Here is an 18,490-nt window from a genome sequence, read left to right as displayed (position 1 = left end):
CGATAGGTTTCGTCGCATGAGTGTGGGTGACGCTGCGGTCCAGGCGGTCGGGTTGTGGAAGCGGTACGGCGGTGGGCAGACGCAGGTCGACGCGCTCGCCGACGTGAGCGCGGATTTCGGGCGCGGCCGGTTCACCGCGATCATGGGCCCGTCCGGCTCCGGGAAGTCGACGTTGCTGCACTGTCTCGCGGGGCTCGACAAGCCGACGCTCGGGCAGGTGCTGCTCGGCGACGTCGACCTGACCAAGCTGCCCGAGAAGCAGCTCACGCACCTGCGCCGCGACCGGATCGGCTTCGTGTTCCAGGCGTTCAACCTGGTCCCGACGCTGACGGCGCTGGAGAACATCACGCTCCCTCTCGACCTGGCCGGCCGCAAGCCGGACCAGGAGTGGCTGACCACGGTCATCGACTCGATCGGCCTCAGCGACCGCCTCGGTCACAAGCCGTCGGAGCTGTCCGGCGGTCAGCAACAGCGGGTCGCCTGCGCCCGCGCTCTGGTCTCCCGACCTGATGTGGTGTTCGCCGACGAGCCGACCGGCAACCTGGACTCCCGCTCCTCCGGTGACGTCCTCGACTTCCTGCACCGCTCGGTTCGGGACTTCCAGCAGACGGTCGTGATGGTCACCCACGATCCGAGCGCGGCGTCGTACGCCGACCGGGTGCTGTTCCTCGCCGACGGCACGCTGCAGTCGGAACTGATCGACCCGACCGCCGAGTCGGTGCTCGACACGATGAAGCGGCTCGACGCGGCCCCGGCCGACGACCTGGCCGGCTGATGTTCAAGCTCGGTCTACGCTCGGTCCTCGCGCACCGGCTGCGGTTCGTGCTGTGCACGATCGCCGTGACGCTCGGCGTCGCGTTCGCCGGCGGTGCGATGGTCTTCACCGACACGCTCTCCACCGCCCTGAAGAAGAACTTCGCGGTCAGTACGGCGGACATCACCGTCACGCCGTCCACCCCGATCGAGGCAGGTGCCGGCCAGCCGGCGACGTTCCAGTCCGATGTCGCCGACCGCATCCGCACCGTCCCCGGAGTCGCCGACGCCACGCCGCAACTGTTGATCAGCGACGTCGAGATCCTCGGCCCGGACGGCAAGCCCCTGCAAAACTTCGGACTGACGAGCTTCGGTGCTTCCTGGCCTCGCGACAGCGCGACCGCTCCCTTCAAGCTGGTCGACGGCATCGCCCCGTCCGGCCGCGGCCAGCTCGCGCTCGACGAGTCCACCGCCAGCCGCGCGGGCTACGACCTCGGCGACCAGGTCAAGATCGTCACTCCGACCCAGTCCGTCACGGCGGCGCTGACGGCAACCACCACGCCGGCGGCCGCGGGCGTTGCGGCCGGAGCGCCGCTGGTCACCTTCGACGGCGCGACGGCCCAGTTCCTGCTGCTCGGCAAGCCGGGCTGGACGTCGATCACCGTCGCGGTCCAGCCGGGCTCCGACCCGGACACGGTCAGCAAGGCGATCGCCCAGACCGTTGGCGACTCGGTCAAGGTCCGTACGGCGAAGCAGGTCACCGCCGACGGTGAGCACGATCTCGACACCACGTTCGGCGGTTTCAGCACGGTCCTGGTGGTGTTCGCGTTCCTCGCGCTGTTCGTCGGCACGTTCCTGATCGTCAACACGTTCGCGATGGTGGTGGCGCAGCGCTCCCGCGAGCTCGCGATGCTGCGCGCGATCGGCGCGTCCCGCGGCCAGGTCACCGGCACGGTCGTTGCCGAGAGCGTGGTGATCGGCGCCGTCGGCGCCACCCTCGGCCTGCTGGTCGGGATCGGCGTCGCCTTCGGGATCAGGTTCGTCTACGAGCGCCTCGACCTGCGGATCCCAACCGCGGCACTGCAGGTCAAGCCGACGACGATCATCGTCTGCTACCTGATCGGAATCGGCGTGACGGTCGCGGCCGCGGCCCCCGCCGCCCGCCGGGCCGGCAAACTGCCGCCGATCGCCGCGATGCGCGACGACGTCGGCGCGCCGGAACGCTCGCTGCTCGTCCGCCTGCTGATCGGCGGCTTCGTGCTGCTGATGGCCGTCATGTTGTACGCGGTCGGTCTCGGCGCCGGCGGCCTGCCCGGCGCGGTCCTCATCATGCTCGCGGCCGGCACCGCGGTGATCAGCATCGTGATGCTCAGCCCGTTGCTCAGCCGGTACGTCGTCCGCGCGCTGATGTACCCGTTCGGCCGCAAGGCACCGGTCACTCTCGGCCGCCGCAACGCCGAACGCAACCCGCGCCGGACCTCGGCGACCGCGTCCGCGCTGATGATCTCGGTCTCGCTGATCTGCGGCCTGATGGTGATCACGGCGTCGGCCAAGGCCTCGATCAGCCAGAGCATCGCCGACGCGCTCGGCACGTCCGAGCTGCTGATCACCGCCGACGGCACGCCGACCTTCAGTTCGCAGATCGGCGACCGGACGGCGAAGGTCGCCGGCGTCCAGTCGGTGCACCGCGTCCGGCAGGACTCCGGCCAGATCGGCCGGACGAACGTCCCGGTCACCGGTGTCAGCGACGGCACCCTGGACGGCCCGATCACCACCACGTTCGACGCCGGTTCCGCGGCCGCGCTCGGCTCCGGCCAGGCGCTCCTGCCCCGGAACCTGGCGAAGACGCTCGACCTGACCGTCGGCAAGACGTTCGACCTGACCACCACGACCGGCAAACACCGCCTGACCGTCGGCGGCATCCTCGCCCCGAACCGGCAGCTCAACGCGGTCGTCGTCGCGCTCCCGACGTACGCGACCATCGGCGGCTCCGGCAGCGACACCCTGCTGTACGTCGACGTTGCCCAGGGCAAGCAGGTCGGGGAGGTCCGGGCCGGTGTCCTCGACGCGCTGACCAAGGACTTCCCGTCGGTCCAGGTCCGCGACCAGCAGGCGTACGCCGCGAGCGCCCGCGAACCCGTCGACGGTGTGCTGGCCGCGGTCGGGTTCCTGCTCGCGATGGCGATCCTGATCGCGCTGCTCGGCATCGTGAACACGCTCGCACTCGGCGTGGTCGAGCGGACCCGTGAGATCGGCCTGCTGCGGGCGATCGGGATGGACCGGCCGCAGCTCAGCCGGATGCTCCGGGTGGAGTCGATCGCGATCACGTCGCTCGGTTCGCTGCTGGGGCTGGTGATCGGCGTGCTGTTCGCGTCCGCGATCCAGTCCGCGATGGTCGACAACGGTCTGGCGGTACGCGACATCCCGGTGCTGCAACTGGCGTGCGCGGTCGTCGCCGCGATGCTGTTCGGCGTACTGGCTGCGGTCTGGCCGTCACGGCGCGCAGCCCGTCTCGATGTGCTGCGGGCGATCGCCTCGGAGTGACTCCTGAGGTGGAGCCAGACCAGTGATTCACAGGTAGCCTGCCGGTGTGCCGGGGACTGTGCAGTCGATCGAGCGAGCCGCGGCGGTGCTGCGACTGCTCGCCGCCGCGCCCGACGGGCTGGGGGTCGCCGATCTCGGCAACGCCCTCGGGCTGGCGAAGACGACCGTGCACGGCATCCTCCGCACCCTGCACCAGGTCGGCTTCGTCGAACAGGACCACAGCGGCGCGCACTATCACCTCAGCGACGCGTTCGGCCGCCTTGGCGAGAGCTACCTGGACCCGAACGAGCTCCGCAGCCGCGCGATCAACTGGGCCGACTCACTCGCGTCCCGCAGCGGCGAGGTGGTCCGCGTCGGCCGCCTGGTCGACGGCGTCGTGGTCGTCGTCCACCACGTCTTCCGCCCCGACGACAGCGACCAGAACCTCGACGTCGGTACGACGCTTCCGCCGCATGCCACCGCCTTGGGCAAGGCCGTGTTGGCCTACGACACCAGCGGTGCCGCACGGCCGCGGACCCTGGAGGCGTTCACCACGCGGACGATCATCGACCCGGCCCGGCTGGCCGAGGAGCTCGCGACGGTCCGGGCGCGCGGCTGGGCGAGCGAGTTCGAGGAGCACACCGTCGAGCTGGCGAGTATCGCGGCGCCGATCCGTGGCCTCGGCGGCCTGGTCGTCGGTGCGGTCGGGCTGGCCGGGCGGATCGAGCGGATCTGTGACAGCAAGCTCCGGCACCGGGCGGATCTGGTGACCATGGTTCGGGCGACGGCGGAGGCCATCGGGCGTGACCTCCGGGAGGACACTTGAGGCAGGGACCACCGGCACGTTCTGGGGGCACAGACCGGCGGCTGATCGGGGGGTGGGGAAATGGCTGAGCAGTACGTGGCCGCAGTGGATCAGGGGACGAACTCGACCCGCTGCATTCTGTTCGACCGGCGCGGGCGGCTGGTCTCGGTCGCCCAACGGGAGCACCATCAGTTGTTCCCGCGACCGGGCTGGGTCGAGCACGACGCCGGGGAGATCTGGAACAACGTAACCCGGGTGGTACCGGCGGCAATCCGGCAGATCGGGGCGATGCCGTCCCAGATCGTAGCCATCGGCATCGCCAACCAGCGGGAGACGAGTCTGCTCTGGGACCGGTTCACCGGGCAGCCGATCGGTCACGCGGTGGTCTGGCAGGACACCCGGACCGACCGCCTCGTCACCGAACTGGCCGGCGACGAGGGCCCGGACCGGTACTCCGAGCTGTGCGGTCTGCCGTTGACGACGTACTTCTCGGCACCGCGGATCCACTGGATGCTCGACCACACGCCCGGTCTGCGGCAGCGCGCCGAGCGCGGCGAGATCCTGTTCGGCACGATGGAGTCCTGGCTGATCTGGAACTTCACCGGCGGTGCGTCCGGCGGGCTGCACGCCACGGACGTGACGAACGCGAGCCGGACGATGCTGATGAACATCGAGACACTCGAGTGGGACGACCGGCTGCTGGCGGCCTTCGACCTGCCGCGGGCCATGCTGCCGGAGATCCGTTCGTCGTCCGGGGTGTTCGCGACCGCGACCGAAGTCCTGCCCGGGGTGCGGATCGCCGCCGCGCTCGGCGACCAGCAGGCGGCACTGTTCGGCCAGACCTGCTTCAGCGCCGGCGAGGCGAAGTGCACGTACGGCACGGGGTCGTTCCTGCTGATGAACACCGGTCCGGAGATCGTCCGGTCCAAGCACGGCATGCTGACGACGGTCGCGTACCGGATCGGCGACCGCCCGGCGTCGTACGCGCTGGAGGGTGCGATGGCGGTCACCGGGTCGCTCGTGCAGTGGTTCCGGGACGGGCTCGGCATGATCCACACCGCGGCCGAGATCGAGACGCTCGCGCGGACCGTCGACGACAACGGCGGCGCGTACATCGTGCCCGCGTTCTCCGGGCTGTTCGCGCCGCATTGGCGCAGCGAGGCGCGCGGCGTGATCGCGGGGCTAACCGCCTACATCACCAAGGGGCACCTGGCCCGTGCGGTACTGGAGGCGACCGGGTTCCAGACCCTGGAGGTGGTCGACGCGATGAACGCGGACTCCGGGATCGAGCTGACGTCGTTGAAGGTCGACGGCGGGATGACGGCGAACAACCTACTGATGCAGTTCCTCGCCGATCTCCTCGACGTCCGCGTCGTCCGCCCGATGGTGACCGAGACGGTCTCCCTCGGCGCCGCGTACGCCGCTGGTCTCGCGGTCGGGTACTGGCCCGATCTCGAGGGCCTGCGCAGCAACTGGCACCGCGCCGGCCAATGGGTCCCGCACATGGATCCGGCCCGCCGAGCCACGGAGTACACGAACTGGCAGTCAGCCGTCCAACGCACCTTCAACTGGATCCGCCCCGAAGACCACGAGCTCTAGCAAGCCTTTCGGGGGAACGCGAAGAGCGGTAGCCGTGATGGGGCTGTCAAACGCTTGATACGTGTGCTGCTTAGCGTCCTGAGTCATCAGGTAGGACAACTCGGGAGGAAACAAGCTCATGTTGACCGCAGGCAGGATTCTCGCCGCCGCCGCACTGGGGCTGAGCAGCGCCGCACTCGTTCCGGTCGCCGCGCACGCGGCGCCGCAGGCCGGATTGGTGATCACGCACATCAAGTGCAACGAGCAGGAGGACAACACCGGCGCGGACGACGCGTACCTGGTTGTCGACGGCAGCACCATCTGGGGGCCGGTGCAGATGACCACCGGGGACAGCAAGGACATCCAGCGGGTCGCCGTCCCGCAGGGCAAGGTGCTGACCCTGATGGAGGGCGACTTCCCCGATGACGACGACAACCTCGGCGCCAAGACCGTGAACGGCCCCGGCGACTACACCTTCACCGACGACGGCGCGAACTACGTGGTGACCGTCGCCAACGGCTGACCCCACCGCCCGGGGTCGGTACGGGAGGGCCGGTTGGAGCCGGCCCTCCCGGCCGTCAGATCGGCGAGACGATGTCCGGGGCCTCGAGGCGGACCTTGTCGGCGGACTCGTCGTCGGGCTGGTCCTGGGAGTCGCGCTCGGACTGGACCCGCTTGAGGTAGACCGACACCTCTCGTTCGATGGTCGCCTCGTCCCAGCCGAGGATCGGGGCGATCAGGCGGGCCGCCGCCTCGGCCGCGCCGACGCCACGGTCCCAGGCCTCGATCGAGATCCGGGTCCGCCGGGCCAGGATGTCGTCGAGATGCCGGGCCGCCTCGGCCTTCGCGCCGTACACGATCTCGGCCTTCAGGTAGTCCTGGGTGCCGGGCAACTGCTCGCCCAGCGACGGGTCCTCCGCGACCAACTCGAGGACTTCGTTGACCAGGGCACCGTACCGGTTCAGCAGGTGCTCGATCCGGGCGACGTGCAGGCCGGAGCGCTGCGCGATCAGGTGCCGCTGGTTCCACAGCGCCTGGTACCCGTCCGCGCCGACCAGCGGGATGTTCTTCGTGACACTGCGCGGGACCCGGCCGTCGAGCGCGTCCGCGGCCGCGTCGATCGCGTCCTTGGCCATCACCCTGTACGTCGTGTACTTGCCCCCGGCAACCACTACGAGACCCGGGGCCGCGTGCGCGACGACGTGCTCGCGGGACAGCTTCGACGTACTCTCCGACTCACCGGCGAGCAGCGGCCGCAGACCGGCGTACACGCCCTCGACGTCCTCGCGGCTGAGTGGCGTGGTGAGGACGGCGTTGACGTGGTCGAGCAGGTACTCGATGTCCTTGCTGGTCGCCGCCGGGTGCGCCTTGTCCAGGTGCCAGTCGGTGTCCGTGGTGCCGATCAGCCAGTGCCGGCCCCACGGGATGATGAACAGCACGGACTTCTCGGTCCGCAGGATCATCCCGGTGCTGGACTGGATCCGGTCCTTCGGTACGACGAGGTGGATGCCCTTCGACGCGCGGACGTGGTACTGCCCGCGCTCCCCCACCATCGCCTGGGTGTCGTCGGTCCACACGCCGGTCGAGTTCACGACCTGCTTGGCGCGGACCTCGAACGTGCGCCCGCTCTCCAGGTCCTTCGCCTGGACGCCGGTGACCCGCTCGCCCTGACGCAGGAATCCGGTGACCTTCACCCGGTTCGCCACGTGCGCGCCGTACGACGCCGCGGTACGAGCGAGCTCCATCGTGTGCCGCGCGTCGTCGACCTGCGCGTCGTAGTACTGCAGCGCCCCGACGAGCGCCGACTTCTTCAGCGACGGCACCAGCCGCATCGCCCCGCGGCGCGTGAGGTGCCGGTGCAGCGGCAGTCCGGCGCCGAGGCCGGAGCTGACCGCCATGCCGTCGTACAACGCCACGCCGGCGCCGGCGTAGAACCGCTCCCACCAGCGGTGCTGGAGCGGGTACAGGAACGGCACCGGCTTCACCAGGTGCGGCGCCAGGCGCTGCAGGAGCAGACCGCGCTCCTGCAACGCCTCGTGCACCAGTCGGAAGTCGAGCATCTCCAGGTAGCGCAAACCGCCATGAATCAACTTGCTGGACCTGCTGGAGGTACCGCTCGCGAAGTCGCGCGCCTCGAGCAGTCCGGTGGTCAGACCCCGGGTCGCGGCATCGAGTGCCGAACCAGTGCCGACCACCCCGCCACCGATCACCAGGACGTCCAGTTCCCGTCCGTCGGCCATCGCGTCGATCGCTTCGGCCCGCGCCTGCGGTGACAGAGCCACTACGCCCACTGTGCTGTTCCTTCCGATTCCGTATCTCGTGCTATCTCAGTCGACGTCGACCCAGTCGAGGGTGCGCTGGACGGCCTTCTGCCACCCGGCGTACCCGTGCTGTCGCTGTTCGTCCGTCCACTGCGGTTCCCACCGCTTGTCCTCGTTCCAGTTCTGAACCAGCTCGTCCTTGGTCTTCCAGAAGCCCACGGCGAGCCCGGCGGCGTACGCCGCGCCCAGGGCGGTGGTCTCCGCGACGACCGGCTTGCTCACCGGTACGCCGAGGATGTCCGCCTGCATCTGCATGGCCAGCTCGTTGGCTGTCACACCGCCGTCGACCTTCAGGACGTCGAGCTTCACGCCCGAGTCCTTCTCCATCGCGTCCGCGACGTCCTTGCTCTGGTAGCAGATCGCCTCCAGTGTTGCGCGCGCCAGGTGAGCGTTGGTGTTGAACCGGGACAGTCCGACGATCGCCCCGCGGGCATCGGACCGCCAGTACGGCGCGAACAGGCCGGAGAACGCGGGGACGAAGTACACGCCACCGTTGTCCTCGACCTGCCGGGCCAGCGTCTCGGTCTCGCTCGCACCGGAGATGATGCCGAGCTGGTCCCGCAGCCACTGGACCGCCGACCCGGTCACCGCGATGGATCCCTCCAGCGCGTAGATCGGGGCCTCGTCGCCGAATTTGTAGCACATCGTCGTCAGCAGGCCGGCCTTCGACCGGACCAGCTCGGTACCGGTGTTCAGCAGCATGAAGTTACCGGTGCCGTAGGTGTTCTTCGCCTCGCCCGGGTTGAAGCAGACCTGGCCGACGGTCGCGGCCTGCTGGTCACCGAGGTCACCGGTCAGCGCTACGACGCCACCCAGTGGACCGTTGGCGAGCGTCTCGCCATACATGTTCGGGTCCGAGGACGGACGGATCTCCGGGAGCATCTGCCTTGGGATGTTGAAGAAGCTGATCAGCTCGTCGTCCCAGTCGAGCGTCTCGAGGTTCATCAGCATCGTGCGGCTGGCGTTGGTCACATCCGTGATGTGGACGCCACCCTCCGTACCCCCCGTCAGGTTCCAGAGCAGCCAGGTGTCGGTGTTGCCGAACACCGCGTCCCCGGCCTCCGCGGCCTCGCGGACCCCGTCGACGTTCTCCAGGATCCACTGCACCTTGCCGGCCGAGAAGTACGTCGCCGGCGGCAGACCGGCCTTCTGCCGGATCACGTCACCCTTGCCCTCGCGGTCGAGCGCGGAGGCGATCCGGTCGGTCCGGGTGTCCTGCCAGACGATCGCGTTGTAGTAGGGCCGCCCGGTCTTGCGGTTCCAGACCACGGCGGTCTCGCGCTGGTTGGTGATGCCGAGCGCCGCCAGGTCGCTCGACTGCAGCCCTTGGGCGTTCATCGCGGTCCGGATGACCGCGCTCGTCCGCTCCCAGATCTCCACCGGGTTGTGCTCGACCCAGCCGGCCTGCGGCAGGATCTGCTCGTGCTCCAGCTGGTGGATGCCCACCTCGTTGCCGGAGTGGTCGAAGATCATGAAACGGGTGCTCGTGGTGCCCTGATCGACGGCACCGACGAAGTCAGCCATGGAAAATCCTCTCCTCACAGTGCGCGGTAGTGCGGTGCATCATGCCGACGTCTCCTCCTCGGGTACCGGAACCCGGCCCACCTCTTCGTCCGCGTCGCCGACTGGCAAGTACCGGCCGACGAGCACGTCGTAGAGCAGGGCGCCGATGAGCGCACCGATGATCGGTCCCACGATCGGGACCCAGAAATAGAGATCACCGAACTGATCCTTGAAGGCTTGTCCCCCGTACCCGGTCAGCGCGGAGGCGAGCCGTGGGCCGAAGTCACGCGCGGGGTTGATCGCGTACCCGGCCAGGGTGCCCCAGGCCATCCCGATGCCGACCACCAGCAGGCCGATGATGAACGGGCCCAGGTTCGCGGCCGGTGCGGTGTTGCGCAGGTCGACGATGGCCAGGATGACCAGCATCAGGATCGCCGTACCGATGATCTGGTCCAGGAAACCGCTCCACACGCCCGCCCCGAGCGCGGTGTTGCCGTTGCCCGGGAGGGTGGAGAACACCCCCTGGCTCTTGATCGTCAGTCCGGGGTCGAAGTGGTTCAGGACCTTGGAGTAGTTCCAGCGGACCACCATCGCCGCCGCGAACGCGCCGAGGAACTGGGCCGCGATGTAGGGCAGCACCTTCCGCCACGGGAATCCACGGAAGACCGCCAGGGCGATCGTCACCGCGGGATTGATGTGGCCACCGCTGAGCCGGGCGGACACGTAGACGCCCATGGTGACGCCGATACCCCAGGCCCAGCCGATCGAGTCGTGGTTGCCGATCCCCCCGGCCACCACTTGGGCGACCACCCCGACGCCGAACAGGATCAGGATGAACGTTCCGGCGAACTCCGCCGAACACTCCCCCAGAAGGGTTCTTGGTTTGACCGCTTCGGTCGTAGCCATGCTTGGCCTCCCTTCCACGCCGTGACGACCACGGCTGGCTGGAATGTAGGAGCGTTGGACCGGCGGTACAACGCCCCTCGTTCGACATTGTCGAACGGGGACCGCCGGTGCCTCGGCTGCGACACACGGTGACCACCGGCCCACTCACCGAACGCAGCGGGTCGACCGCCCACAGCGATAGGTTGGGCTCCCACTTCCGAACCCCGCCCGAGGAGCCCCGCCTGTGGCCGTCTCGCCGTACACCTTCAAAGGTGCGCTGGCAGTGCTCGACATCGACGACCGGAGCCGCTCGGCCCTCGAGAAGTTCTTCGGTACGGCGATCTTCGCCGGCGCCGGCGCCGCGGCCCTCGCCGGCGGACTCACCGCCGCGGCCTGGCTGTCACTGGTGGACCCGAAGAGCGAGGCCGCACGCGAACTACTGGACGAGCCGCTGTGGTTCGGGTGCTGGCGTTCGAGGCCACCGACCCTCCAGTCGCGCTGGCGACGGCGCGGCTGACGTACCGGCTCGATCGCACCATCGACCCGCTGCTCAAGGAGGCCGAACTGCTGGGCGACTACCAACTGAAGGCCGAGCTGATGGTCGGTTCCGCCGCGACTCGCGTGCGAAACGATGCGTGGCGCCCGTCGGATTTCGCGGCGATGGATCAGATCGCGACCATTCACTTCATCGGCACCGGCGTACGGCGGTTCGACCGTCTCTTGCCCTACGACGCGTCGTGGTTCGGGGCTCTGCTGACGATCCTGTCCCAGGCGAGCGTGATCAACTCCAACGTCAAGCGGGCCATCATCTTCCTGCTCTCTCAGTCTGCGGCGAGCCTGCCGTTCGACCATGTGAAGGGCTTGCTGGCTCATGTCCTGCCGGCACTACCGGACAGCTACGAGGTCGAACTGGCGTCAGTCGCCGCCTGCCATCCAGCGCTGCTCCGTGAGACGCCCGGGCCTGAGAGGACGCTGAGAGGGCCCGGAGTTGGCGTGCCAACCAGTTGATGTGGTGTCGCGTCTGGGGGGTGGGTCTACCTGATCTTGGAGGGGCTGAATGAGCGTTTCGCTGCTGAGCGGATGGTTCCCGCTGGTGCTGGATGTCGTGGCTGCCGGGGTGCTGGTGCTGGCCGTGGGGTGGCGGGATCGGCGCTGGCGGTTCCGCGTGCTGCCGTGCATCGCCGGTGGGGCCGCGCTGGTCGCGTTCATCGCGGCGTACCCGGGGGCGCGGTGGACCGGGATCACCGATCCGTTGCCGTTCTCCGTGTGGTTGTGGTTCGGGCTCGCTGTGGCGGCGCTGATCGTGCTCGCCGCGGGCTGGCGGACGGCGCAGTGGTGGCGGCGCGGTACGGCGGTACTCGCAGCGGCGCTCGCCGCGCTGGTGTGCGCCAACGGCGTCAACCAGTTCGTCGGCTACTACCCGACCATCGACTCTGCGGTGAACGACTGGACCAACACGCCGCTGCCGGGTCAGGTATCGATGGCGGGTATCGCTCACGACGCCGGAAGCAAGAAGCTGCCCGCGGCGGGCCGGCTGGTCGCCGTGAACATCCCGGCGACATTCAGCCACTTCCACCACCGCCAGGAGCTCGTCTACCTGCCTCCGGCCTGGTTCGGGGGCGGCCGCCATCGGCCGGCGTTGCCCGTGGTGGAGCTGGTCGGTGGCGAGCGGGGTGGCCCGGGTGACTGGGTGCGACTCGGCAACGCCGTACAGGTGTCCGACGCGTACGCGCACCAGCACCACGGGTGGGCGCCGATCCTGGTGTTCGCGGACGCGACCGCGCGGTTCGACGACGACACCGAGTGCGTGAACGGGCCGCGCGGGAACGCGGCCGACCACCTCGACCAAGACATCCCGCGGTACATCGAGAGAACGTTCGGCGCCGCCAAGGACCCGCGGCAGTGGGCCGTCGCCGGGTTCTCGATGGGCGGCACCTGCTCGCTCGACCTGGTCGTCGAGCACCCGAACGTGTTCGACCACTTCGTCGACATCTCCGGCGACCTCGTGCCGTACACCAGTACACCGGCCGCCAGCCTGCAGGATCTGTACGGCGGGAACGTGGCGCTGGAGAAGGCCAACGAGGCGCTGCTCGTGATGCACGCGCACGGCAAGTACACGAACGTGAACGGTCTGTTCCTGACCAGCACCGAGGAACTGCGCCACCAGCACGAGGCGGAGGAACTGTCCAAGGCGGCCGCGAAGGTCGGGATCTGGTCCCGCGTGGAGATCTCCCCGGGCACCCACGTCTGGCAGTTCGCCGCGCCCGCTTTCGCGTCGGCCTATCCTTGGCTGGCGAACCAGCTTGCCCTCCCGGTGAGCCCGCACCCTGAGACGAGGCACACGAAACCGGCGTGATCCCCACACTGCGACGGCTGTCCATCGGCCTGCTGCTGATCGTGCTCGTCGCCGCCTTCCACGACGGCGACACGCTCAGCGAGGTCGTACGGCCGCAACCGCCGGGCGCGATCGACGTGGTCGCGCTCGGCGACTCGGTGACGTCAGGGACCAGCTGCAACTGCTCCGGCTTCCCGCAGATGTACGGCGACCTGCTGCACGCCCGGACCGGTCGGAACGTGCACGTCGACAACCTCGGCGTCGGCGGCCTCGACTCCAACGGTCTGCTCCAGACCCTCAACCAGACGAACTCCCCCACCCAGGTGGCCACGGCGCGCGCCTCCGTCGTACTCCTGACGATCGGCGCGAACGACTACGGCGATCACCAGAAGGACGTCACCAGTGGTCAGTGCGACACCGACTGTGTCGCCGACGACTTCGAGCAGCTCACCGTCAACCTCGACCGGATCCTGAACCGGATCCACAGTCTCCGCGACGGCCTTCCGACGACGATCCTGGTCACCGGCTACTGGAACGTGTTCCAGGACGGCGACGTGGCCGCGCGGCAGTACCCGACGAGCGGCCGGGTCGCCAGCGACCAGCTCACCCTCCGCACCAACGCCGCGATCGCCGCCGCGGCGGCCGCGGACGACGCGATGTACGTCGACATCTACACGCCGTTCGAGCACAGCGGGAACATCACGTCGCTGCTCGCCGACGACGGCGACCACCCGAACGCGGCCGGCCACGCCCTGATCGCCAAGATCCTGCTCGCCGCAACACCCAACCCTTTGCCGCCGTCCTCACGTCAGGGAGGGTAGACAGACCAAGGGGGACGAGATGGCCGACCCGACGGCGTTCGCCGAGTTCGCCACCAGCCGGCACGGCGCGCTCTACCGGTACGCCTATCTCCTGGCCGGCGACCGCGGCCTCGCCGAGGACCTCGTCCAGGAGGCGCTGGTCAAGACGTACGTCGGATGGCATCGCCTCCGGGACCCGAACAACGCCGAGGCCTACACCCGCCGCGTGATCACGACGACCGCGATCGGCTGGTGGCGCCGCAAGTCGTGGCGGGCCGAGCAGCCGCACGACGACGTGCCCGATCGTCCGGCTGACGGCGATGACGCGACCGCGCGGGTCTGGTTGTGGCACGAGCTGCAGAAGCTCCCGCCACGGCAGCGAGCGGCGCTGGTACTGCGCTACTACGAGGACCTCACCGAACCGCAGACCGCCGAAATCCTCGGCTGCTCGGTCGGGACCGTGAAGAGCCAGGTTTCCGACGCGCTCAAGAAGCTCCGGACCCGTCTGGGGGCCGACGTCGTGCTGAAGGCAGGGATGACCGAATGACCGAGCTCCTCAGGGACACCCTCGCCGAGCGGGCGCAGGGCGTCGAACCGGCCCGGCTCGACCTGGACGCGATCGTCGCGGCCGGAAACCGCCGGGCCGGCCGACGCCGCGCACTCGGCGTCATCGGCGGCGCGGTCGCGACCGCGGCAGTCGCCGTCAGCGGAGCGACCGCCCTCCGACCCCGCGACACCCGGCCGCAGCCGGCCCGACCGCAGCCGACCCGACCGGCGCCGTTCGCCCAACGCCGGGCGACCTTCGCGCTCGGCAACAAGATCCACTACGGCGACGAGATCATCTCCGTCGGTTCGCACCGGATCGGCGCCTTCGCGCAAACCGACGCCGGCTTCGTCTTCCTGGACGACAGCAACGGCATCCACGTAGCCGACCGCTCCGGCGTCCACGACCTCGGCAAGAGCGCCTGGCGGGTGACCACCGACTTCCACGGCAACCTGGTCGCCTGGGTCGAAAGCTTCAACGACCACTGCGAGTCGGTCGTGTACGACGTCGCCGGCCGCCGCGAGCTCGTCCGCACCGCGATCGGCAACAAGATCCCGCCGAACGCCAGCCTCGCGGTCTCTCCGCGCATCGTCGCGATCGACGGAAGTTCGGCGTACTTCGGAACGCTCGACGGCCTGTACCGCTGGGACATCCCCACGAACAAGGGTGTCCTGATGGCCGACGTGTCCCCCAACGCCGTCCGGACGGTCACCTCGGGACAGCTGGTGTATCAGCAACCGCTCGCCCAGGCCGTCGGCCTCGCGCTCAAGGTCGGTCCTACGCTGACCACCGGAACCAAGACCACGTTCAACGGGCAGCAGGCGTTCCTCTCACCCAACGCGACGTACCTCGTCACCCAACCGGATGACGCCCGGATGGGTATCCAGCCGAGCTGGGCGGGGCTCCAACTGTTCGGCGTGAAGGTCCAGCACACCGGCCAGCTGCCGCGACCGTACTGGACGTTCGTGTTCGGTCAGTGGCTCGACGACACGACGTTCATCGCGGCCGGAGTGCGGTATACAGCTCGGGTGAACGTGGTCGACCTGCTGACGGTGTCCGCCACGACCGGTGCACACACGGTCGTGGCACGCGAGTTCTCCACGTTCACCTTCAGTACGAGCGCACCCCGCCGGACGCCGTTCGCGATGCCGACCGGCGCCCCCATCCTCGACCTGTACTGATCAGCTCTTTGGTCAGCTCTTGGCGGCTGCTTGAGCCGTCTGCTCCTGCTCCGGCGTCGCGTTCTCCGGGAAGTGGCACGCGGTCTGGTGTCCCTCGGACAGCTGGATCAGCGGCGGCTCGACCGTCTTGCAGATCTCCTGCGCCTTCCAGCAGCGGGTGTGGAAACGGCACGCCGGCGGCGGGTTGATCGGGCTCGGGACGTCACCCTGCAGCCGGATCCGCTCCTGCTTGGCCTTACGTTTGGTGTCCGGAACCGGCACGGCCGACAGCAGCGCGACCGTGTACGGGTGCATCGGGTTCTCGTACAGGCTGACCCGGTCGGCGAGCTCGACGATCTTGCCCAGGTACATCACCGCGACCCGGTCCGACACGTGCCGCACGACCGAGAGGTCGTGGGCGATCATCACGTAGGTCAGGTCGAACTCGTCCTGCAGGTCCTCGAGCAGGTTCACCACCTGCGCCTGGATCGACACGTCCAGCGCGGACACCGGCTCGTCGGCCACGATCAGCTTCGGCCGCAGCGCGAGCGTCCGGGCGATCCCGATCCGCTGCCGCTGACCGCCGGAGAACTCGTGCGGGTACCGGTTGTAGTGCTCCGGGCTCAGACCGACCAGCTCGAGCAGCTCCTGCACGGCTCGCTTCACGCCGTGCTCGGTCTTCACGTTCTGCAGCCGGAACGGCGCGCCGACGATCTTGCCGACGGTGTGCCGCGGGTTCAGCGAGCCATACGGGTCCTGGAAGATCATCTGCACGTCGCGACGCAGCGGCCGCATCCGCCCCTCGCCGAGGTGGCTGATGTCGCGCCCCTCGAAGACGATCTTGCCGGCCGTCGGCGTCTCCAGCCGGGTCAGCAGCCGGCCGGTCGTGGTCTTGCCACAGCCCGACTCACCCACCAGCGACAGCGTCTCGCCGCGGCTCACGCTGAAGGACAGTCCGTCAACGGCCTGGACCGCTCCGACCTGGCGCTGTAGCAAACCCTTGCGGATCGCGAAGTGCTTGACCAGGCCGTCGACCGACAGCAGCTCCTCGCCCAGCTTCGGGACCTTCGGAGTCGATTCGGCGTCAGTAGATGTCACAGTCGGCGTCCCATTCCCAGTGCCGCTCACAGCTTCGGCAAGATGTCGGTCTCCCACGCCTGCTGGCGGTTCTGTGGGGAGAGGTGGCAGGCGACCAGGTGACCGTCACCGGTGTCGAGCAGCTCCGGCCGCTCGGTCTCGCTGGCGCCGCCGTTCAGGTGCGCGTAGTTGCAGCGCGGGTTGAACGCGCAGCCCTTCGGCACGTTGATCAGGCTCGGCGGCGTGCCCTTGATCGGGATCAGCCGCTCGGTGCGCTCCCGGTCGATCCGCGGCATCGAACCGAGCAGACCCCAGGTGTACGGGTGCAGCGGCCCGTCGAAGATGTCCTCCGCGGTGCCGTACTCCGCCGCGCGGCCGGCGTACATCACCTGGATGTCGTCGGCCAGCTCGGCCACCACGCCGAGGTCGTGGGTGATGATGATGACGGCCGAGTTGAACTCCCGCTGCAGGTCCCGGATCAGGTCCAGGATCTGCGCCTGCACGGTGACGTCGAGGGCCGTGGTCGGCTCGTCGGCGATCAGCAGGTCGGGGTCGCAGGACAGCGCCATCGCGATCATCGCGCGCTGCCGCATGCCGCCGGAGAACTGGTGCGGGTAGGCGTCCACGCGCCGGTCGGGCTGCGGGATGCCGACCCGGTCGAGCATCTCGATCGCGTGTTTGCGCGCGACCGCCTTGCTGACGTCGTTGTGCACCCGGTAGGCCTCGATGATCTGGTGGCCCACCGTGTAGAAGGGGTGCATCGCGGACAGCGGGTCCTGGAAGATCATCGCCATCCGCTTGCCGCGCAACTGCCGGACCTCCTCGCGCGACGAGGACACCAGGTCCTGGCCGTCGAGGAAGATCTGGCCGCTGATCTTCGCGACCCCCGGCTTGTGCAGCCCCATGATCGACAGGCTGGTGACGCTCTTGCCGGAGCCGGACTCGCCGACGATCCCGAGCGTCTTGCCGCGCTCCAGCTTGAAGGAGATCCCGTCGACGGACTTCACCACACCGTCGTCGGTCGGGAAGTGCACCTTCAGGTCCCGGACATCGAGGAACGCCTCGCCGCGCGCGACCCGGTGGACGGGATCCTGGACAGAATCCTGGACTTCTTCGATCGGCTCGTTCACGAGATCCGCACCCTCGGGTCGACTACGGCGTACAGCACGTCCACGATCAAGTTCGCCATCACGATGAAGAACGCGGCGACGAGCGTCACCCCGAGCACCTTCGGCAGGTCGTTGGCCTGCAGCGCGATGACGGCGTACTGACCGATGCCCGGCAGCGAGAACGTGGTCTCGGTCAGGATCGCACCACCCAGCAACAGGCCGAGGTCCAGACCGAAGATCGTCAGGATCGGCGTCAGCGCCGACCGCAGCCCGTGCTTGATGATCACGTCCCGCTCGCCCAGGCCCTTCGCCCGCGCGGTCCGGACGAAGTCCTCGTTCATCGTCTCGAGCATGCCGGCCCGGGTGAGTCGCGCGTACGCCGCGGCGTACAGGAACGCGAGTGTCACCCACGGCAGGATCAGGTCGTAGGCCCACCACAACGGGTTCGTCTCGTCGAGTGGATTCGTCCCGCCCTGCGCGGTCCAGCCGAGGCCGTAACTGAAGATGGACAGTGACAACAGGCCGGTGAAGAAGATCGGCAGCGAGACCCCGGCCAAGGCCACGCCCATGAGTGATCGGTCCAGGACCGAGCCGCGTCTCAATGCCGAGACGATGCCGGTCCCGACTCCGGTGACCAGCCAGATCAACGCCGCACCACCCGCCAGTGAGGCAGTCACCGGTATTCGCGCGACCAGGTCCGGCCACACCGGGGTCTGGGTCAGGTACGAGTACCCGAAGCAGGGCGCCGGACAGTGCTCGGTGCCCGGACCGTAGTTGTACTCCGTGCCGACGAACAGGCCCTTGATGAACCGGCCGTACTGCACGTAGAGCGGGTCGGTGAAGCCGAGCTTGACCGCGGTCTGGTGGATCTGCTCCTTGCCGACGCTCCGGCCGACGTACCGCGAGGCCAGGTCGTCCGCCGTGGCACCGCCGAGCCGCGGGACCAGGAAGAAGATCGAGAACGTGACAGCCGTGACGATGAAGAGCAGGATCACTGCCCCGATCACCCGGCGGATCAGATATGCGAGCACCGTGCGCGGCCTGGTGGCCGATGGTCATCGAAGACGATCATCGGCCACCGTCAGCCTTCACCTACC

At 68.8% G+C, this 18,490-nt stretch carries 17 protein-coding genes; 11 read left to right on the top strand and 6 right to left on the bottom strand.

All coding sequences use genetic code 11. The features are described from left to right. Positions 1–16: 16 nt before the first annotated feature. The 5 genes from ACWGID_RS19960 (at position 17) to ACWGID_RS19940 (ending at position 6,182) form a co-directional block, all read left to right on the top strand. Positions 17–775, top strand: coding sequence for an ABC transporter ATP-binding protein (locus tag ACWGID_RS19960; RefSeq protein ID WP_452198528.1), 759 nt, complete (start codon positions 17–19; stop codon positions 773–775). Further along, positions 775–3,297, top strand: coding sequence for an ABC transporter permease (locus ACWGID_RS19955; RefSeq protein WP_452198526.1), 2,523 nt, complete (start codon positions 775–777; stop codon positions 3,295–3,297). The genes ACWGID_RS19960 and ACWGID_RS19955 overlap by 1 nt, the downstream gene beginning before the upstream one ends. Before the next feature lie 46 nt (positions 3,298–3,343). After that, positions 3,344–4,102: an IclR family transcriptional regulator gene (locus ACWGID_RS19950; RefSeq protein ID WP_452198524.1), complete on the top strand. Its 759-nt coding sequence runs from the start codon at positions 3,344–3,346 to the stop codon at positions 4,100–4,102. 60 nt (positions 4,103–4,162) lie between these two features. Next, entirely contained in the window at positions 4,163–5,680 is a 1,518-nt protein-coding gene (gene glpK, locus ACWGID_RS19945) for a glycerol kinase GlpK (RefSeq protein ID WP_452198522.1), read from the top strand. A 118-nt stretch (positions 5,681–5,798) separates the two neighbouring features. Continuing rightward, on the top strand, positions 5,799–6,182 hold the full coding sequence (locus ACWGID_RS19940; protein ID WP_452198520.1) for a hypothetical protein: 384 nt from the start codon (positions 5,799–5,801) through the stop codon (positions 6,180–6,182). Between the two features lie 55 nt (positions 6,183–6,237). Here ACWGID_RS19940 and ACWGID_RS19935 read toward each other — a convergent pair whose 3' ends face one another. From ACWGID_RS19935 to ACWGID_RS19925, 3 genes are read right to left on the bottom strand one after another with little or no spacing between them, the layout of a single operon-like run. Beyond that, a complete protein-coding gene (locus ACWGID_RS19935) occupies positions 6,238–7,950 on the bottom strand; it encodes a glycerol-3-phosphate dehydrogenase/oxidase (protein WP_452198518.1) in 1,713 nt (570 codons plus the stop codon). Positions 7,951–7,986: 36 nt separating this feature from the next. Further along, on the bottom strand, positions 7,987–9,504 hold the full coding sequence (gene glpK / locus ACWGID_RS19930; RefSeq protein WP_452198517.1) for a glycerol kinase GlpK: 1,518 nt from the start codon (positions 9,502–9,504) through the stop codon (positions 7,987–7,989). 39 nt (positions 9,505–9,543) lie between these two features. Then, entirely contained in the window at positions 9,544–10,389 is an 846-nt protein-coding gene (locus tag ACWGID_RS19925) for an MIP/aquaporin family protein (protein ID WP_452198515.1), read from the bottom strand. A 223-nt stretch (positions 10,390–10,612) separates the two neighbouring features. Between ACWGID_RS19925 and ACWGID_RS19920 the strand changes: the two genes are divergently transcribed. Genes ACWGID_RS19920 through ACWGID_RS19895 form a run of 6 tightly spaced genes read left to right on the top strand, consistent with a single transcriptional unit; the run spans position 10,613 to position 15,228 of the window. Continuing rightward, positions 10,613–10,885, top strand: a complete 273-nt coding sequence (locus tag ACWGID_RS19920) for a hypothetical protein (RefSeq protein WP_452198513.1) — start codon at positions 10,613–10,615, stop codon at positions 10,883–10,885. Then, on the top strand, positions 10,822–11,376 hold the full coding sequence (locus ACWGID_RS19915; protein WP_452198511.1) for a hypothetical protein: 555 nt from the start codon (positions 10,822–10,824) through the stop codon (positions 11,374–11,376). The genes ACWGID_RS19920 and ACWGID_RS19915 overlap by 64 nt, the downstream gene beginning before the upstream one ends. Positions 11,377–11,425: 49 nt before the next feature. Continuing rightward, entirely contained in the window at positions 11,426–12,724 is a 1,299-nt protein-coding gene (locus ACWGID_RS19910) for an alpha/beta hydrolase (RefSeq protein ID WP_452198509.1), read from the top strand. Then, the gene (locus tag ACWGID_RS19905; protein WP_452198507.1) at positions 12,721–13,524 is read left to right on the top strand and encodes an SGNH/GDSL hydrolase family protein; all 804 of its coding nucleotides are present in this window, start codon (positions 12,721–12,723) and stop codon (positions 13,522–13,524) included. The genes ACWGID_RS19910 and ACWGID_RS19905 overlap by 4 nt, the downstream gene beginning before the upstream one ends. A 19-nt stretch (positions 13,525–13,543) precedes the next feature. Beyond that, a complete protein-coding gene (locus tag ACWGID_RS19900; RefSeq protein WP_452198506.1) occupies positions 13,544–14,050 on the top strand; it encodes a SigE family RNA polymerase sigma factor in 507 nt (168 codons plus the stop codon). Then, complete coding sequence (locus ACWGID_RS19895) at positions 14,047–15,228, top strand: hypothetical protein (protein ID WP_452198504.1); 1,182 nt, start codon at positions 14,047–14,049, stop codon at positions 15,226–15,228. Before ACWGID_RS19900 ends, ACWGID_RS19895 begins: the two co-directional genes overlap by 4 nt. Before the next feature lie 12 nt (positions 15,229–15,240). Here the strand turns inward: ACWGID_RS19895 and ACWGID_RS19890 are convergent, their stop codons facing one another. Genes ACWGID_RS19890 through ACWGID_RS19880 form a run of 3 tightly spaced genes read right to left on the bottom strand, consistent with a single transcriptional unit; the run spans position 15,241 to position 18,424 of the window. Continuing rightward, positions 15,241–16,305 carry an ABC transporter ATP-binding protein gene (locus tag ACWGID_RS19890; RefSeq protein ID WP_452198503.1) on the bottom strand — a complete coding sequence of 355 codons (1,065 nt, stop codon included), beginning with the start codon at positions 16,303–16,305 and terminating at the stop codon, positions 15,241–15,243. Positions 16,306–16,331: 26 nt separating this feature from the next. Further along, the gene (locus ACWGID_RS19885) at positions 16,332–17,402 is read right to left on the bottom strand and encodes an ABC transporter ATP-binding protein (protein WP_452198611.1); all 1,071 of its coding nucleotides are present in this window, start codon (positions 17,400–17,402) and stop codon (positions 16,332–16,334) included. A gap of 8 nt (positions 17,403–17,410) precedes the next feature. Continuing rightward, positions 17,411–18,424 carry an ABC transporter permease gene (locus ACWGID_RS19880; RefSeq protein ID WP_452198501.1) on the bottom strand — a complete coding sequence of 338 codons (1,014 nt, stop codon included), beginning with the start codon at positions 18,422–18,424 and terminating at the stop codon, positions 17,411–17,413. Between the last annotated feature and the right edge of the window lie 66 nt (positions 18,425–18,490).

The organism is Kribbella sp. NPDC054772 (assembly GCF_053611945.1).
Note: the sequence above shows the minus strand (reverse complement) of the source record. Positions and strands in the feature narration are given on the sequence as shown.

Excerpts from the sequence above, each read along its gene's own strand:
- glpK (WP_452198522.1), top strand. The coding sequence starts at position 4,163 with ATGGCTGAGCAGTACGTGGCCGCAGTGGATCAGGGGACGAACTCGACC.
- ACWGID_RS19955 (WP_452198526.1), top strand. The coding sequence starts at position 775 with ATGTTCAAGCTCGGTCTACGCTCGGTCCTCGCGCACCGGCTGCGGTTC.
- ACWGID_RS19910 (WP_452198509.1), top strand. The coding sequence starts at position 11,426 with ATGAGCGTTTCGCTGCTGAGCGGATGGTTCCCGCTGGTGCTGGATGTC.
- ACWGID_RS19895 (WP_452198504.1), top strand. The coding sequence starts at position 14,047 with ATGACCGAGCTCCTCAGGGACACCCTCGCCGAGCGGGCGCAGGGCGTC.
- glpK (WP_452198517.1), bottom strand. The coding sequence starts at position 9,504 with ATGGCTGACTTCGTCGGTGCCGTCGATCAGGGCACCACGAGCACCCGT.
- ACWGID_RS19940 (WP_452198520.1), top strand. The coding sequence starts at position 5,799 with ATGTTGACCGCAGGCAGGATTCTCGCCGCCGCCGCACTGGGGCTGAGC.
- ACWGID_RS19925 (WP_452198515.1), bottom strand. The coding sequence starts at position 10,389 with ATGGCTACGACCGAAGCGGTCAAACCAAGAACCCTTCTGGGGGAGTGT.
- ACWGID_RS19960 (WP_452198528.1), top strand. The coding sequence starts at position 17 with ATGAGTGTGGGTGACGCTGCGGTCCAGGCGGTCGGGTTGTGGAAGCGG.
- ACWGID_RS19900 (WP_452198506.1), top strand. The coding sequence starts at position 13,544 with ATGGCCGACCCGACGGCGTTCGCCGAGTTCGCCACCAGCCGGCACGGC.